Source organism: Clostridium sp. FS41 (assembly GCF_000954015.1).
Classification (GTDB): Bacteria; Bacillota; Clostridia; order Lachnospirales; family Lachnospiraceae; genus Enterocloster; species Enterocloster citroniae.
On sequence record NZ_JYHN01000070.1, the window covers coordinates 41,538 to 57,378 of the forward strand.

13 protein-coding genes are annotated in these 15,841 nt (G+C 49.6%); 6 read left to right on the plus strand and 7 right to left on the minus strand.

Annotated features, from left to right (window positions below):
• Positions 1-67 precede the first annotated feature (67 nt).
• Together CLFS41_RS23985 and CLFS41_RS23990 are read right to left on the minus strand one after the other, a co-directional pair.
• Positions 68-928, minus strand: a complete 861-nt coding sequence (locus tag CLFS41_RS23985; protein ID WP_045093726.1) for a phosphate ABC transporter substrate-binding protein — start codon at positions 926-928, stop codon at positions 68-70.
• Complete coding sequence (locus tag CLFS41_RS23990; protein WP_045093727.1) at positions 925-2,058, minus strand: nucleotide pyrophosphatase/phosphodiesterase family protein; 1,134 nt, start codon at positions 2,056-2,058, stop codon at positions 925-927. Before CLFS41_RS23990 ends, CLFS41_RS23985 begins: the two co-directional genes overlap by 4 nt.
• 106 nt (positions 2,059-2,164) lie before the next feature.
• Here CLFS41_RS23990 and CLFS41_RS23995 point away from each other — a divergent pair, with 106 nt between their 5' ends.
• A complete protein-coding gene (locus CLFS41_RS23995; protein ID WP_007860147.1) occupies positions 2,165-3,118 on the plus strand; it encodes a LysR family transcriptional regulator in 954 nt (317 codons plus the stop codon).
• 13 nt (positions 3,119-3,131) lie between these two features.
• Positions 3,132-4,265 carry an immunoglobulin-like domain-containing protein gene (locus CLFS41_RS24000; RefSeq protein WP_045093728.1) on the plus strand — a complete coding sequence of 378 codons (1,134 nt, stop codon included), beginning with the start codon at positions 3,132-3,134 and terminating at the stop codon, positions 4,263-4,265.
• Positions 4,266-4,339: 74 nt separating this feature from the next.
• Here the strand turns inward: CLFS41_RS24000 and CLFS41_RS24005 are convergent, their stop codons facing one another.
• Complete coding sequence (locus CLFS41_RS24005; protein WP_045093729.1) at positions 4,340-5,086, minus strand: PAS domain-containing protein; 747 nt, start codon at positions 5,084-5,086, stop codon at positions 4,340-4,342.
• A 396-nt stretch (positions 5,087-5,482) separates the two neighbouring features.
• Between CLFS41_RS24005 and CLFS41_RS24010 the strand changes: the two genes are divergently transcribed.
• Positions 5,483-6,874 (plus strand): tryptophanase, encoded by a 1,392-nt coding sequence (locus CLFS41_RS24010; protein ID WP_007860152.1) that lies wholly within the window; start codon positions 5,483-5,485, stop codon positions 6,872-6,874.
• Between the two features lie 151 nt (positions 6,875-7,025).
• Positions 7,026-8,375 carry a sodium-dependent transporter gene (locus CLFS41_RS24015; RefSeq protein ID WP_045093730.1) on the plus strand — a complete coding sequence of 450 codons (1,350 nt, stop codon included), beginning with the start codon at positions 7,026-7,028 and terminating at the stop codon, positions 8,373-8,375.
• Between the two features lie 172 nt (positions 8,376-8,547).
• Here the strand turns inward: CLFS41_RS24015 and CLFS41_RS24020 are convergent, their stop codons facing one another.
• Both CLFS41_RS24020 and CLFS41_RS24025 read right to left on the minus strand, forming a co-directional pair.
• On the minus strand, positions 8,548-9,558 hold the full coding sequence (locus CLFS41_RS24020) for a DUF4349 domain-containing protein (protein ID WP_045093731.1): 1,011 nt from the start codon (positions 9,556-9,558) through the stop codon (positions 8,548-8,550).
• A 120-nt stretch (positions 9,559-9,678) separates the two neighbouring features.
• Positions 9,679-10,668, minus strand: coding sequence for a Gfo/Idh/MocA family oxidoreductase (locus tag CLFS41_RS24025; protein ID WP_045093732.1), 990 nt, complete (start codon positions 10,666-10,668; stop codon positions 9,679-9,681).
• Positions 10,669-10,849: 181 nt separating this feature from the next.
• Here CLFS41_RS24025 and CLFS41_RS24030 point away from each other — a divergent pair, with 181 nt between their 5' ends.
• Positions 10,850-11,869 (plus strand): NADH:flavin oxidoreductase, encoded by a 1,020-nt coding sequence (locus tag CLFS41_RS24030; RefSeq protein WP_045093746.1) that lies wholly within the window; start codon positions 10,850-10,852, stop codon positions 11,867-11,869.
• Between the two features lie 184 nt (positions 11,870-12,053).
• On the opposite strand, the gene CLFS41_RS24035 is transcribed toward CLFS41_RS24030, so the two are convergent.
• Positions 12,054-13,394: a D-alanyl-D-alanine carboxypeptidase family protein gene (locus CLFS41_RS24035; RefSeq protein WP_007860161.1), complete on the minus strand. Its 1,341-nt coding sequence runs from the start codon at positions 13,392-13,394 to the stop codon at positions 12,054-12,056.
• Between the two features lie 246 nt (positions 13,395-13,640).
• A complete protein-coding gene (locus tag CLFS41_RS24040) occupies positions 13,641-14,321 on the minus strand; it encodes a GntR family transcriptional regulator (protein WP_007860162.1) in 681 nt (226 codons plus the stop codon).
• A gap of 326 nt (positions 14,322-14,647) precedes the next feature.
• Between CLFS41_RS24040 and CLFS41_RS24045 the strand changes: the two genes are divergently transcribed.
• Positions 14,648-15,823, plus strand: a complete 1,176-nt coding sequence (locus tag CLFS41_RS24045) for a YgeY family selenium metabolism-linked hydrolase (protein ID WP_045093733.1) — start codon at positions 14,648-14,650, stop codon at positions 15,821-15,823.
• Positions 15,824-15,841 lie beyond the last annotated feature (18 nt).

Here is a 15,841-nt window from a genome sequence, read left to right on the forward strand (position 1 = left end):
GTTACAGCGTTCAAAAAGCCTGTCGCATCTGGATCTTTCAGCATGCGGCAGGCTTTCCTGCTTCTCTCTATTCCCCCGGAACCGGAGTCAAATTCGCCCCATCGATCAGCGATTGCCCCTGATCCGAATACACGAACTCAAAATACCTTTGGACCAGGGGATTCTGTTTCTCTATGGCTCCCATGGTCGCCATTACCATTGTCTTGTTCAGGGAATAGCTTCCATTCTGCACGTTCTCCCTGGTTGGCTGGACCCCCTCCACCGACACTGCCTGTACCGTATCGTCCAGCTGTGCCATGGAAATATATCCCACCGCTCCCTGGGTAGCGGCAGTCTTGATCAGAACAGCTCCGGATCCGCTCAGTTCATTGGCGTACCGGCACTGATCCACAATTCCCAGTATTTCCTCAAAAGGATCCCTTGTACCGGAACCTGCCTCATGTCCGGTTACCACTACAGGCATGTTCGGACCTCCCAGTTCATTCCAATTAGCTGTTCTTCCACAGAAAATATCCCTTAGTTCATCTGATGTGAGATTCTCGATCCCGGTCACCTCCTTGTTCAGGATAACCGCTATTCCATCTCTGGCCACAATGTTTTCCACCGCTCCCTTTTCCAGCTCCTCCTGGGTCAGGTTCCTGGAAGATGTACCAATGTCCACAGTCCCCTCCAACAATGCTTCCATACCTGCTGTCGAGCCAATGTACTCAGCGGATACCGCGATTCCCGGCTCCTCCTCCATGAATGTTTCCCCAATGGCAACACACATTTCCTCCATGGAAGTACTTCCCGCCAGCTGGATATTTCCGGTCAGCTCTTCCGTTTTCTTATTGCATCCTGCGATCATTATCACCACACCGGCCAAAAGAGCTGCTGCCCCCAATGCAGTTCTGTTTACAACTCCGCCTTTTCTCATCATTCCTCTCATCCCAGTCTCCATCCTGCGTTTTCAAAATCCCTCATCATATGTGCAACAATATCCTTACTGTACTGATAATCCCCTTCCCCTTTCAGAGGATGGATCGCTGCCAGGGGGATCTGCCGCTCATACAGTGAACCATGGGTCCTCACCTGATCTGTAACCAGATATTCCCCCTCCACTTCCCCAAAGGCGCATCCTTCAGAAGCAAATATCACATAATCCCCAATCCTGTCTTCAGGCAGATGATAAAGAGCCGCCGCTTCCTCCCTGCCAAGGATCTTCTCAATCTCCGGAATCTCCTCTGCCAGTGCACACAGCCTCTCTCCATCCTTTTCGTTTTCCAAAAACAGATAGAGAATACCGCCTTCCTGATAAATATGGTTTTCCACATACCGGTCCTTTAAGGGCGCCAGGCAATACAGAGGGATCCCCTTGTTGTCCGCAATGTGCTTAACATTCAAAAGCCTTTTCTTCTGATTCATCCCATGGTCCGCGGTTATGTAGATCCGCCTTCCAGGGTCCGCTTCATGGATCCTGCCAATATACTCGTCAATCCACCGCATCTGCAGCCTTGCCTCCGATGTCTCCGGTCCGTAATGATGGAATCCATAGTCATTGGTGGTGCAGTAGACGAAATCGGGATGTTCCTTCTCAATACAGGCCAGGGCTGCTTCCATGATCCACCGTGTGCTGGACAGGTCGCTTACCTCAGGCGGCATGTCCAGCCCCAGACGGCTAAGGAGTAATTTATCCGGTGCCTGGACACTGATTCCGATGTCAGCACCCTCACCGTATACGCCCAGAACCTTACCCTTAACAGTGAGGAATGCGGTCTTTTTTCTCATTTTCCCATAAGCGTTCAAAATGGTGGGCGCTTTCATGAACCCTCTTTCTTCTATAAATCCTTCTTCCCCGGTATCCGGGTCGTAATAATAATTCCCTACTATTTTTGTGTCCTCCGGGAATTTTCCTGATAAAATACAGGCGTGGTTTACATTGGTTACCGTGGGTACCGCACTTTGGACCTCTTTTACAAATCCATGAGCCCTGGCCAGTCTGTAAATATTAGGCGCTGTCTCCGGTGTCAGATAATCCGGTGCGCATCCGTCAATTACTACGATTAAACATCGATCCATTTCCATTCTCCTTTCGTATGCCCTCATTCTATCACGCATTTTTACTATTGAAAAATATGAATATAATGATAATATTATAAGTAAATACTAATATCAGGAGTTGAACATGACCATACGGAATCTGGAAATATTTGTGGAAGTCTGTAAACATATGAATATGAGCAAGACAGCGCAGAACATGATGATCTCACAGTCATCCGTCAGCCAGGCAATCCACTCCCTGGAAAATGAATACGGCATCCGTCTCTTTGAGCGCCTGAACCATTCCCTTTTTCTCACCAATGCGGGAAAGCAGATGCTCTATCTGTCTGCCCAGATCCTTAAGAACATCGAACAGCTGGACACCCGCATGAAGGATGCCTCCTTTTGCAACACCTTAAGCATAGGAGTATGCACCACCATAGGCAATTGCCTGATCCATCCCCTTTTAGAGCACTGCCGATCCCTCTATCCGGATACCAGGATCCTGGTGGAGATCACCAACAGCAAGGCCCTGGAAAAAAAGTTATTGTCCGCCAAGCTGGATCTGGCTATTGTCCAGAGAACAAAGCGTTCCCCGTATCTGGAGCATATACCGATCCTGGAGGATCAGCTGGCTATTATCTGTCCGAAAAATCATCCCCTGGCGGGTAAGACAGTGGAGTTAAGAGAATTGGAACAGGAAGTATTTATTGGACGTGAAAAGGGAAGCGGAACTGAAATGCTGCTGGAGCATGCATTTTCCAGCAGCAGCCTGTCCCTGAACATTGGATGGGTCTGCAACAGCATTGAAACAGTGAAACAGGCTGTCCTGCACAATGCCGGAATTGCAGCCATTTCCTCCTACCTGGTACAACCGGATATCAGCAGTCATCAGATGGGTATGATACAGGTCAGAAATCTCCGGCTGAACCGCCAGTTTGATCTGGTATTCCATAAAGACAAGATCCGCGACACCTGCTTTCAACAGTTTGTGGACACCTGTACCGGTCTGGGAATGAAAGGAATGGACAACCTGATTCTGAACGCGCTGCAGGCTTCTTTGCCTGAAACACCTGATCATCAGAAAAAATACGAATAAAAAGGAGTCTATCATGAATAAAAAAAGAGTATCGGCAGCAACCGCCGTGGTGATCACGATCCTGATATCCGGATGCGGGATCACGCAGGGGGAAGGGATGTCCGCAGCGGACAGAAAAACTGCTGAAAAGGTGGTAGAATCCACCCAAGACGACACCGCCGGATCCGGGGCAGAGTCAGCAGCAGGATCCTTTCAAATAAAAAACCACATTGACCAGACACTGACCAATCAGTCGCTGCCCAGCCAGTCACCGACCGGCCAATCACGTCATGACCTGTCGGCCATCCCGATACTCAACGGCCAGCCCTCCCCGGACAGCACTACCCATAACGCCGCAAACAGTGCAAGTACTGCAGATTCATCCGCCCCATACAATTCATCCGCCCCGCCCAATTCCTCCACTTCATCCAATCATCTTATGGAACAGGCCTCCCCGGAAACCAGCGCAATGACTCTGTACACCTATGACGGCAAAAAGGTTCGCATCGCCTATCTGTTTGACAGCGCAGAGGAACAAAAGATCCTGGAATCCCTGAACTCAGTAAAAGCCACCAGGGTAAAAAGCTGGTCCGCAGACAATGCCGCTCTGCCTGTTTACGGGATTGAAATCGGCCGAAAGGATGGGTTCAGTATCTTTGCCGCCTGGACAAACGGCAGGTGGATCGCCCAAGACGGAAGCGTTTACCAGTTGGATTTTGACTTTGAACAGCTATCTGAAAATGGGAACTGGGAGGATGCAGGAGAACTGCCCTCTTTTACCTCCTTTCCCTGCGCCCGCCTGTTTACCCAGGAAAACGGCGGATGGAACACGCGTTTCCTGGTCCCGGCAGCGCCTTTAAACCCGCCTGGGGGAGTTACCATGACCCTGGATTCCTGGAACCAGGATGTGGCGGAGGTTACTATCTCCAACAAAAGCGGCCAGGAATGGGGCTGCGGGGAGTTTTATGAACTTCAGGTATCAGTGGATGGCACCTGGTATGAAGTTCCCGCCATACCAGGTAACTGGGGATTCAACTGCATGGGTTTTTATGTACCGGACGGGGAATCCCTGGGCATGGTCAATCATGTTGCCATGTACGGGCAGCTGCCTCCGGGAAACTACCGTCTTGTACTCAATGAACTGTCCGTGGATCATAAAATCCAGTGACATCAACCATCTGACCATACTTTTTGGAATGTTTGATCCCTGCCTGTACTATAATTATACTATAGTAAAACAAATCATTCCCGGCGGATTTTAGAAAGGTATCGGTATACGCTGGCCTGGGAAATTCCCAGGGCCAGAGCTGCATCCTTTACCGCTCCCTTTAGAAGGAATACGCCGTCCCTTTCCAGCCGTTCCATCACTGCCAGACGCTGGGACTGGGACAGGCTCTTGCCATTCAGGTCCATTTCCCTGAAAATACGTGACAAGGCCTCGTTCACTGTTTCTCCGCCGGAAACAGGCACTGTCTCTCCAGACAGCGGCTGGACTGATGGATTCCCGGTTCCCGGTTCTCCGGACTGAGACTTTCCCTGACCGGCCGGTATCTCCTTGTAAGTCTCGTCATAGCGGAAATTGGTTTCCACAAATGTATCCGGGTGACACAGCCCCAAAAGCTGCTTTGCCAGGTCCGTATATTTGCTGTCGTCAAAATTAATGGTCAGCAGCCCGATCAACTCGTCTGACGTATTCTCAATAAACAGCGTGGAGGAACGCAGCTTCTTTCCAAGGGCGGATACCCCCATATAATGGGTACGATAGGAATAATTGTGATAGCTCTTATCCGCAATGATCTGCAGGATCTCACCGGACAGCGGAGCCCCCAGCTCCTGTCCGCTGACATGGTTGTTGGAGATTGCAATAATGGACCGTTCCTTGTCCTCCAGACTGTGGAGCACAATCTCATAATCCGGACCAAGGGTACGGCCAAGAAATTCCGTTAACTTTATATAATGCTGAAGAATTGAATGATTTTCTGTATTCATGACCTGCTTCTTTCTTTATACTCATATAGTGCTATTGTATCAAAATACACTTTTAATAGCTAGAGGGTGTTTGAGTATATGTCGCAATAATATTTTATCATTCTCATCTTATTTACGATAATTTTTTATTGCTATTTTCTCCATTTTATGCACTATGTATATTTTTATGCCCTAAAAATTATTTTTTTATCATTTACAACAAATCAGCTTGACATTATTCTCAAAATATAATAATATATTCTCGTAAGTTGAGAAAACATTATCACATCTAGTATCCTTTCTTCTCAGCTTGAACCTATTACATAATACTGTCCGCCAGTCGGCAACGATGACCGGGGTATTTGGAAGCGGCAAAGGCCCGCATCCAAACCAAAATCATTTTATGGAGGTATTATTATGGCTATCAAGTATGTTCCAGAACCATTCCGTATCAAGGTGGTTGAACCACTGAAAATGCTCACACGCCAGGAGCGCGAGCAGGCGATCGCCCAGGCCAAATACAACATGTTTGGCTTAAGAGGAGAGGACTGCTACATTGATCTTCTCACTGACTCCGGCACCAATGCCATGAGCGAGGACCAATGGGCGGGAATCATGAAGGGCGATGAGGCCTATGCCGGCGCTTCCTCCTACTACAAACTGGTTGACGCCGCCAAGGACATTTTCGGATATGGATATGTCCAGCCCGTACATCAGGGACGCGCTGCTGAAAAGGTTCTGTTCCCCACCTTCCTCTCCGAAGGTAAAATTGCGATTTCCAACATGTTTTTCGACACCACCCGTGCCCATGTGATCCTGGCCGGCGCGCGTCCCATTGACTGCGTGATCCCGGAAGCAAAGGACCCGTCCCACCGCTGCAAGTTTAAGGGCAACATGGATGTGGAAAAGCTGGAACAGATCATCCTTGAAAAGGGAGCTGAGAACGTAGGCCTGGTGGTCATGACAATTACCAACAATTCCGCGGGCGGGCAGCCTGTTTCCCTGCAGAACATGAGGGACGTTTCCGCAATCTGTAAGAAATACAACATTCCCCTGGACATTGACGCGGCGCGCTACGCTGAAAACGCATACTTTGTTAAACGTGATGAGGAGGAATGCAAGGACTGGCCGATCAAAAAGATCATTAAGGAAATGTTCTCCCTGGCCGACATGTTCACCATGTCCGCAAAAAAGGATACCATTGTCAACATGGGCGGTATGATCGGAGTCAAGGATGGAGAGTCACCCTTAATCCTGAAAATAAAAGCAAACTGTATTTCCTTTGAAGGATTCTATACATACGGAGGACTCAACGGACGCGACCTGGAAGCCCTGGCGATCGGGTTATACGAGGGCATTGATGAAAATTATCTCCGTTACAGGATCGGACAGATGGAATATCTTGCATCCAGGCTGGATGATGCCGGTATCGCTTATCAGGCTCCGGTTGGAGGCCATGGCGTGTTTGTGGACGCAGCAGCCATGTTCCCCCAGATTCCTTATTATGAATTCCCCGGCCAGGTATTGGCCATTGAGCTTTATAAGGAGGCAGGCATCCGCACCTGCGATATTGGATCTTACATGCTGGGCAATGACCCGGATACAAATGAACAGCTTCATGCCGACTTTGAATTCACACGTCTGGCCATTCCGCGCCGGGTCTACACCCAGGCTCATATTGATATAATGGCAGACGCATTGATTGCAATTAAAGAGCGGGCCCATGAGATCAAACATGGTTACAGGATTACATGGGAGCCACCGATCCTTCGTCATTTCCAGGCTTCCCTGGAACCCATTGAGGATTGAAGGTAAGGGGCAGACCGCATGACGTTTCAAATGTAATTTGAAATCATGTGATGTGCTTGGCAGCAATAAGATAGGGCATCCTATAGTAGTTTAAAGATTACTGTGGGGGCCCTTTTTGTCTTCATTTTGTATCGAAAAGGAGAAGAAATATATGGGAAAAACATCCAATGGCAGTAACAGGGAATCATGGGGATCGAAATGGGGTTTTATTCTTGCGTGTATTGGTTCGGCAGTGGGGATGGGAAATATCTGGCTGTTTCCCAGCCGGGTTGCAAATTACGGCGGCGCGTTTCTGGCAGCATATCTTATCTTTGACATTCTCATCGGGTTTTCCGGCGTGATCGGTGAAATGAGCTTTGGACGCAAGGCAAAGGAAGGCCCTGTGGGCGCCTTCAGACAGGCCTGCGCATCACGGGGAAAAGGGAATACAGGCGCCCTGATAGGAGGTATTCCCATGGCGGGGGCGCTGATGCTGGCTATCGGCTACTCCGTAGTGGTGGGCTGGATTTTTAAATATGTGTTCAATGCATTTACCGGTAAAGCCCTTTCCTATGGTGCGGATGTGTCTGATATCTCAGGTTATGAACAGGCATTCGGCGCCACTGCCTCTCCCTTTGGCAATAACTTCTGGCTGATCATTGCACTGGCAGTCACCTTTGCCATCATGGTACTGGGTGTTGCCAGCGGCATTGAAAAAGCCAATAAGATCATGATCCCTTTGTTTTTCCTGCTGTTTATAGGCCTGGCCGTCTATGTTTATTTCCAGCCCGGAGCTTCTGAGGGTTATAAATACATGTTAACCATTGATCCGGAAAAGCTGAAGGATCCCATGATGTGGGTCTACGCCCTGGGCCAGTCATTTTTCTCCCTGTCCCTGGCCGGCAACGGAACGGTTATTTACGGCTCATACCTGTCCGATGATGAGGATATTGTCAGCTCCGCATGGAAAGTGGCCCTGTTTGATACTCTGGCCGCATTCCTGGCCGCACTGGTCATTGTGCCTGCCATGGCAGCAGCCGGCTCCACTGCCTTTGGCGGGGGCCCCGGCCTGATGTTCATCTATTTGCCCAACCTGTTCGCAGCCATGCCAAGCGGACACATTGTAATGGTGGTATTCTTTGTGGCCGTGCTGTTTGCAGGCCTTACCTCCCTGGTGAACCTGTTTGAGGCTCCCATCGCCACCCTTCAGGATAACCTGCACTTCAGCCGTGCCAAAGCAGTTACCGTCATCGGTATTATTGGGGTTGTGGTGGCGCTGTGTATCCAGGGTATTGTTTCCGGCTGGATGGACTTCGTATCCATCTATATCTGCCCTCTGGGCGCCGGTCTGGCCGGGATCATGTTTGCCTGGATCTGGGGAAAGCAGGCCGTGGAGGACGCGGTATCCCTTGGAAGAAAACAGCGGATCGGCGGCTGGTACTATCCCCTTTATAAATATGGATTCTGTATTCTGACCATGGCAGTGTTTATTCTGGGAATCGTCAACGGCGGCATTGGCTGACACAGCCTGAGCCGGGGCCTGATCCCCTGCCGCGCAGAGAAGTCTTAAATGCCGGAGTAAACAGGAATATATAACGGCATGACAAAAGGCCATTGTTTTCCACCTGGCGTATGTGGAAATACAATGGCCTTTTGCGCTTAGGGGGAGAATCCGGCCTCCCCATCATTTGTATTTACTCTTCCGGTTTACCGGTCTTCTCCGCTCCGTTCACAGAGTGGGGCAGATGCTGCCTTATTGTCCTTTTTTTATTTCTCCGGACAACCAGCAGTACGATCACCGCGATCACTGCCAGTGGGATCCAGAAGGGGCTGGATGCGATCAGCCAGATCAGGAAATTAGTCAGCCCCTGGGATACGGAATTCAGATTCTTTGAAAAACCTTTTTGAATCCTCTGTCCCAGCCCCTCCGGTTCAGTGGGGGTAAAGGAAGCCGCTCCTTTGATCTCATTGATGGAAAGGCAGACCGTGCTGTAATCCACCTGATTGTCATACAGCCTGAGCTGTGATTCCATGGATTCCAGCTGATAACGGATCTCGGACAAACGTTCCTCCAGGGCAATGACCGATTCCAGAGTATCTGCCTTTTCAAGAAGGGCCCAGATGCGGTCCTGCTCCACGGTCAGCGACTTCTTCCTGCTCTCCAGGTCGCTGTACTGCAGGGTGACGTCCTGTGCGGACTCGGATCTGTTGGTCACATTGCCGTTCTGCTCCACCGCTGAAACAAAACCATCCAGCTTGCCTATAGGAAGGCGGACGGTGAGTGACGCATAGCGGGGAATGGGTTCATTCTGATCGTTCAGACTGTTCCCCGATATATCCGACTGCTCCACATACCCGCCCAGGTCTCCTACCTGGGCCGTCAGTATGCCCAAAAGCTGGTCGAACTCGTCTGTCTCCACCGTCATGGTAACATTGCGGATCAGTTTACGGCCGGAGGGAAGCGCCTGGGAAACAGGCGTCTGGTCCGTCAGACTTGTTGATGCCGGGTCCATCCCGCTTACCTTATCCGCAGACAGGTTTATCCTCTCCATCCCTTCCTCATACACCGCTGTTTCAGCCGCCGCATCATAGGTGGCCGCCGCCATAGTGGCGGAACTGCTTTTTGCACTGCCTCCGCAGGCAGCCAGTCCCAGCAGAACTGCCAGAAGAACAGCTCCTGCGCCGTACATCCTCTTTCTTTTCATAATACTCTCCTCCCAGAAAAATCAGAATTTTCACGTTCCCGTCTGATAATTATACGATATCATGAGAATGCCGACTTTTCAATAGAAGTAAAAAAGGATTAAGAAAATCTACTGTTTTCGTTACATAAAGCGGATCCCTGTCATGCTTCTGACCTGGTCCATCACTTCCATTTCCAGAAGAGAGCCCTTTAGATGGCCGCGGACCAAATCATCCACCGGATGTCCCTCTCTTCCCGTTTCAATCAGGTCCATGAACCGCAGGATCTCATAATACATGTTATTATCCTCTTTGGCAATTTCATATGTCTCCTGACTGCCGTCCCTGTATACGATCCGGATTTTCCTTGTATCCTGGATCTGCCATATGAGCATGGTCCCATCCTCGCCCTGGATCTCGCTGGGCTGTGAGGAATAGGTTATCTTGGAATACCTGGCCTCGCCCACCATGGCGCCGTAATCCATTAGCACGGTTCCTGTTCCTTCCATATGATTGTGCAGGAAAATGCTGGAGGCAGTGACACGGTCCGGTTTTCCAAACAGCAATACCATGGGGTGGATACAGTATACGCCGATATCCATGAGGGCCGCGTTAGATAATGCAGGGTTAAAGGCATTTTCAATGATCCCCTTTTTGAAGGCATCATACCTGGATGAATACTGGCAATACTGGAAAATAGCCCTCCGTATCCGTCCCACCTTTGGCAGCAGTTCTTTTATCTTTGCAAAGCCGGGGTCAAAAACCGGGCGCATGGCTTCCAAAAGGATCTTATCATTTACTCCGGCCGCTTCTGTCATGGATTCCAACTCCCCGGCAGTGGAGGCTATGGGCTTTTCACACAGCACATGCTTGCCGTGATTCAGCATACATATGGACTGGCTACAGTGGAAACTGTTGGGGCTTGCTATGTAGACCGCGTCCACATTGCTGTCATTGCCCAGTTCCTCCAGGGATGTATAGATCTTGTCCGATCCGTAAGGCCGTGCAAACTCCCTGCCTTTTTCCACGGACCTTGAATAGACTGCCTCCAGCCGGAAGCCGGGCGCCTTCAGGGCCGCTCTCATGAATGTGTGGCTGATTTTTCCTGTTCCGATTATACCAAAACGAACCATGGATGTTCTCTCCTTCCCGTACTGCGTACAGCGGTGTTTAATTTATAACGTCCAGTCATTGGGGATTTCCAATTCAATACTTTCCTTTTTGATAGTATCTATCTTAAATGTGCGTTCTTTCTTTATTGAGTATATCATGTTATACTATTGGAAGTCCAGATCAATGAATGAGGTGACAAATATGCGTTTCCTGAATACAAGTATAAAAATTCAAACTATGGAATTGAAAAACCGTCTTGTTATGCCGCCTATGGCGATCTCCAAAGCTGAGGAAAATGGCAAAGCCACATCAAAGACGTTTGATTATTATGCTGAAAAATCTGCCGGCGGATATATCGGTCTAATTATTGCGGAACACACCTATGTCAGTCCGGAGGGGAAAGCCAGCAAAGGACAGTTATCTATTTCAGAGGATAATGATATTGGTGGATTAAAGAAGCTTGTGTCATTGGTGCATAAGAATGATACGAAAATCATGGCACAAATTAACCATGCAGGCGGAGCAGCAACACCTGATATAACAGGATTAGGGCAACTTAGTGCCAGTGCTGTCAGAATATCCAAAGGCAGCTTAACGGTCCCGGAAGGAAACCTGACCACACCCTTGCCAAAAGAAATGAATCCAACGGATATTAAAAAAGTGGTAAATGATTTTACAAAAGCAGCATTAAGGACAAAGGCAGCTGGTTTTGACGGAGTAGAAATACATTCTGCTCATGGCTATTTGCTTAACCAATTTTATTCTCCATTGACGAACAAACGAATAGACGAATACACTGGGGATACAATCCGCGGACGGATAAGACTACATTTAGAAATCATACAAGCCATTCGCGAAGCAGTTGGAAAAGATTACCCGGTTGCACTGCGATTAGGGGCTTGCGACTACATGACAGGTGGAAGCACAATAGAGGACAGCGTACTCGCGGCACAAGAATTTGTCAAAGCAGGAATTGATCTTATAGATATATCCGGCGGTTTATGTGGCTACATTAACCCAACATCTCATAAGCAAGGATATTTTGATGAACTGTCAAAGGCAATCAAAGATACTGTTTCCATTCCGGTCGTTCTAACGGGAGGTATTACTGACGCAGAAACGGCCGAAATGCTTTTAGAGCAGAAAAAGGCAGACCTTATAGGCGTGGGGCGAGCAATCTTAAAAGACAGCGAATGGGCTAAGAGAGCTATGAAGCCGTAAACCGCTCTGTACCGCCGCCAACATACTGATCATGCAATTTATCCCTCCGCTTATCCCTATGGATCAAAGCGGAGGGATCCTATTTGCAAGGGCAGGGGACGCAGGTCCCCCACGCCCTGCCGGTTCAGGTTTCAGTCTCTGCCGGTTTAAATTTCAGTCCCCTGCCGGTTCAGATTTCAGTTCCCTACCGGTTCAGTTTCCACGCCCCCACAAGCCGTTTCAGGTAATCCATATATCCGGCTTCCCTGATACTTCCGTTGGTAAGTACATTGACCTCGCCCAGCTTTTTGCCGCCCAGGGTGTATTCCAGCACACCGGCCTTCTGCCCCGGCTCCACGGGCGCGGGGATGGATTCCTCCAGTACCAGGTTTTTCTCAATCGCTCCCAGGTCCTCGCCCTTCAGGCTGAGATAGGAAAATGTCCCTTCATAGGTAAGGGCAACCTCATCCTCCACACCTCCTGTAACAGGCATCTGCGGAAGGGGAAGGTGTTCCTTATCTTCGTACAGCTTACAGTTGGCATAGCCGTAGTTTAGCAGTGTCTGCGCATCGCCAAACCTGGCCTTAAAGTCAGGAGCTGCCATAATGGCGGCGATCAGCCGGACTCCGTCCTTTTCAGCCGTTGCCGACAGACAGTATTTTGCAATGGAGGTGGAGCCGGTTTTCAATCCGGTCACCTTGAAATTGGTGGCCATCTTTAGCAGTTTATTGGTGTTGGAAAGACCAAATTCCTTGGTCCCCTGCTTTGTCACATGGGTTATGTTCTCCATCCAGATGGTGGAGTAGTTATGTATCTGGGGATATTTGTTAATTAATTCCCGGCTCATAATGGCAATGTCCCTGGCTGTTGTCAGATGTTCCGGGGACTCCGTAAGGCCGCAGCAGTCCACAAAGTGGGTATTGGTCATTCCCAGGCCGGCCGCCCTCTCATTCATCATCCGGACAAATTCCTCCTCTGTGCCTGCTATGTATTCCGCCATGGCCACGGAGGCGTCATTTCCCGAGGCAATCACAATACATTTTATCAGTGTCTCTACGGTCTGCACCTCTCCCTCCTCCAGAAAGACCTGGGAGCCGCCCATGGATTTGGCATGAGCGCTGGTGACCACCTCGTCCGTCAGCTGGATCTTTCCCGACTGGAGCGCGTCAAAAATAAGAATCAGGGTCATGACCTTGGTCACACTGGCCGGGCTCCGCTTTTCATCAGCCCCCTTTTCATAGATCACCTGTCCTGTGGATGCCTCCATCAGCACGGCCGAGGGCGCCGCGATCTGGACCGCCGCCTGGGTGTCCGGGGAAGTCTGCTGTGAATCCCCGGCAGGAGCTTCCACAGCCATGGTATCCCCGATCTGCAGTCCTGTCTCCTGCCCCTCTGCCTTTCCTTCGCTCTGACCTGTATCCAATCCACTGCCAGCAACGACTGCTCCTGCCGGTATGGCGATATTGGGCTCCTGCCCCAGTGCTGTGGCCGCAGGATGGACCAGCAGGACTGTAATTGATAACAATATGGCTGCAATCCGTTTCATATCTTCCTCCGATAAACTCATCTGCTACTAATTGTATGGGGGCGGACAAACAGCATATTCCCCTTCTTTGGGCATTTTCTTACTCTTTCTGCATTTTTACATTTATCCGGCATTTTCTTACTCTATTGGATTTTTCCAAAAAAAGAACCCCTCCATCCCCTATGGCATGTAAAGGTTCCTCTCATTGTTTTACCGCGTCTGTTTTTACCCTATCTGTTTTACCCTATCCTTTTCTCCGTTCCGGTTCTACTGCACCCCTTCCACTTCCACCTCCCTCAGGCACCGCTCCATAACATACAGCCAATGGCTGCGCATCAGCTCCGCTGCCAGATCCGCATCCCGGTCATACAGGGCTTTCAGGATGTCCCTGTGGTGCTCCACCGAGGTTTTTCTCAGCATATCCCTGTGAAAATAGTGGTACTTGATCCGCTGTACATGGAGGAGGAGCATGTGGGAAAATTCCATGATGTATTCGTTATCCACTGCCCGCAGGATCACTTCGTGGAATTTGTTGTCACAGTGAATGGCCTTTTCCGCCTGATCCGCCCTGCACGCCTCCTCAAAACCCATCTGTACTTCCTCCATGCGCGCCAGCTGTGCCTCTGTCAGTCTGGGAGCAGCCAGGCGTGCGGCCAGGCCCTGTATTTCCGCCAGGGGGCGGTAGCATTTTTCAATATCATTCTTATCCACGCCGGCCACCGTAGTGGCGCGGCCCGGAGTCACCTTGATCAGCTTTTGGGTCTCCAGCATCTGAAGCGCTTCGCGCACCGGAGTCCGGCTCACGTTAAAATAGGCTGCCAGCTCCGTGTCCAGCAGCTTCTCACCGGGCATCATCTCGCCGCGGATGATCCAGTCACACAAGGTTTCGTATACCAGATCCTTTGCAGATTTGCGCTGAAGGGCGCTGTCTTTTTTAGGTATGGGCAAGGTAGTTCCTCCTTATCGGTTCCTTTTGTTTTTCATAGATGTGTACGTTATATATAATATATCACATACACTATTCCCTTTCAAGACTGTCAAGAAAATATCGATCATTTCTATGTATTATTTTTCTCCTATAAACAGCTGTAATTTATTGTGTATTATGACTATATTTTCAGCTATACTTCTATGAGTTATGACGGTTTTTACATATTACCATGATTTTATCTTTACTTTTTGTTCCCATCTATGCTATATTCGATATGCAATATATCGCACACAAAATATTGCATTTTCACAAAAACAATCACTGAAAGTGAGGGCTATGCGCTATGAACAAAGAAGAACGGTTAATATCCCTGTGCCAGGAGGCAGTCCGTATCCCCAGTATGTCCGGTCAGGAAAAACAGGTGGCTGAACTCATGAAACACACCATGACTAGTTATGGTTTTGATGAAGTGAACATTGATAAGTATGGAAGCGTCCTGGGCATGATCCACGGCAGCCGTCCCGGCAGGACTATTCTGATGGACGGTCATATTGATACGGTGGATGTGATTGACCGTGACCAATGGACCCATGATCCCTTTGCCGCTGAGATTGAGGATGGAAAGATTTATGGACGCGGTACTTCTGATATGAAAGGAAGCGTCTGTGCCATGATCACGGCAGCCGCACAGTACGCGGAGGATACGGGAAAGGATTTTGCAGGAACCATCTGCGTGTCCTGCACCGTACACGAGGAATGTTTTGAAGGGGTATCCTCCCGTGAGATCAGCCGAAATGCAAAGCCGGATTTTGTCATTATCGGCGAAGCCACCACTACCACGGTCAAGATCGGACAGAGAGGACGTGCCGAGGTGGTGGTTGAAACAGAGGGAAAAAGCTGCCACTCCTCCAATCCGGAAAAGGGCGTAAACGCAGTGTATCATATGATGGCTGTCATTGAAGCCATCCGGGATATCCAGGTGAATGAACACCCGATCCTCGGCAAAGGTATTCTGGAGCTGACCGATATCATCTCCTCCCCTTATCCAGGCGCATCCGTGGTTCCCTCCATCTGCCGGGCCACCTTTGACCGGCGCACCCTGGTGGGCGAAGATGAGGCACTCATTCTTGGCCAGGTAGAGGAGGCCATTGAAAAAGCCAGGAAAAAGGTTCCTGATTTAAAGGCAAGGGTATTCCTGGCTGAAGGAAAGGAACAATGCTGGACCGGGGAAACCATTGAGGCAAAGAGGTATTTTCCTGCATGGCTGATCGATGAAAAAGACGAGCTGGTACAAAAAGCCCTGGCAGGGCTTAAAGAAGCAGGGATCGATGCTCCCATTTCACACTTTTCATTCTGTACCAACGGCAGCCATTTCTGCGGCGAAGCCGGCATCCCCTGTATCGGATTTGGGCCGTCACTGGAAAGCCTGGCCCATGTCAGGGATGAGTACATAGAGGTAGAACAGCTGAAAAAGGCCTGCAGGGGATTTTACGGCATTCTTTCACAGCTGACAAAATAGTAAACAGCCATTTTCAGA

Coding starts and splice junctions, on each gene's coding strand:
- CLFS41_RS23985 (WP_045093726.1), bottom strand. CDS start 928: ATGAGAGGAATGATGAGAAAAGGCGGAGTTGTAAACAGAACTGCATTG.
- CLFS41_RS23990 (WP_045093727.1), bottom strand. CDS start 2,058: ATGGATCGATGTTTAATCGTAGTAATTGACGGATGCGCACCGGATTAT.
- CLFS41_RS23995 (WP_007860147.1), top strand. CDS start 2,165: ATGACCATACGGAATCTGGAAATATTTGTGGAAGTCTGTAAACATATG.
- CLFS41_RS24000 (WP_045093728.1), top strand. CDS start 3,132: ATGAATAAAAAAAGAGTATCGGCAGCAACCGCCGTGGTGATCACGATC.
- CLFS41_RS24005 (WP_045093729.1), bottom strand. CDS start 5,086: ATGAATACAGAAAATCATTCAATTCTTCAGCATTATATAAAGTTAACG.
- CLFS41_RS24010 (WP_007860152.1), top strand. CDS start 5,483: ATGGCTATCAAGTATGTTCCAGAACCATTCCGTATCAAGGTGGTTGAA.
- CLFS41_RS24015 (WP_045093730.1), top strand. CDS start 7,026: ATGGGAAAAACATCCAATGGCAGTAACAGGGAATCATGGGGATCGAAA.
- CLFS41_RS24020 (WP_045093731.1), bottom strand. CDS start 9,558: ATGAAAAGAAAGAGGATGTACGGCGCAGGAGCTGTTCTTCTGGCAGTT.
- CLFS41_RS24025 (WP_045093732.1), bottom strand. CDS start 10,668: ATGGTTCGTTTTGGTATAATCGGAACAGGAAAAATCAGCCACACATTC.
- CLFS41_RS24030 (WP_045093746.1), top strand. CDS start 10,850: ATGCGTTTCCTGAATACAAGTATAAAAATTCAAACTATGGAATTGAAA.
- CLFS41_RS24035 (WP_007860161.1), bottom strand. CDS start 13,394: ATGAAACGGATTGCAGCCATATTGTTATCAATTACAGTCCTGCTGGTC.
- CLFS41_RS24045 (WP_045093733.1), top strand. CDS start 14,648: ATGAACAAAGAAGAACGGTTAATATCCCTGTGCCAGGAGGCAGTCCGT.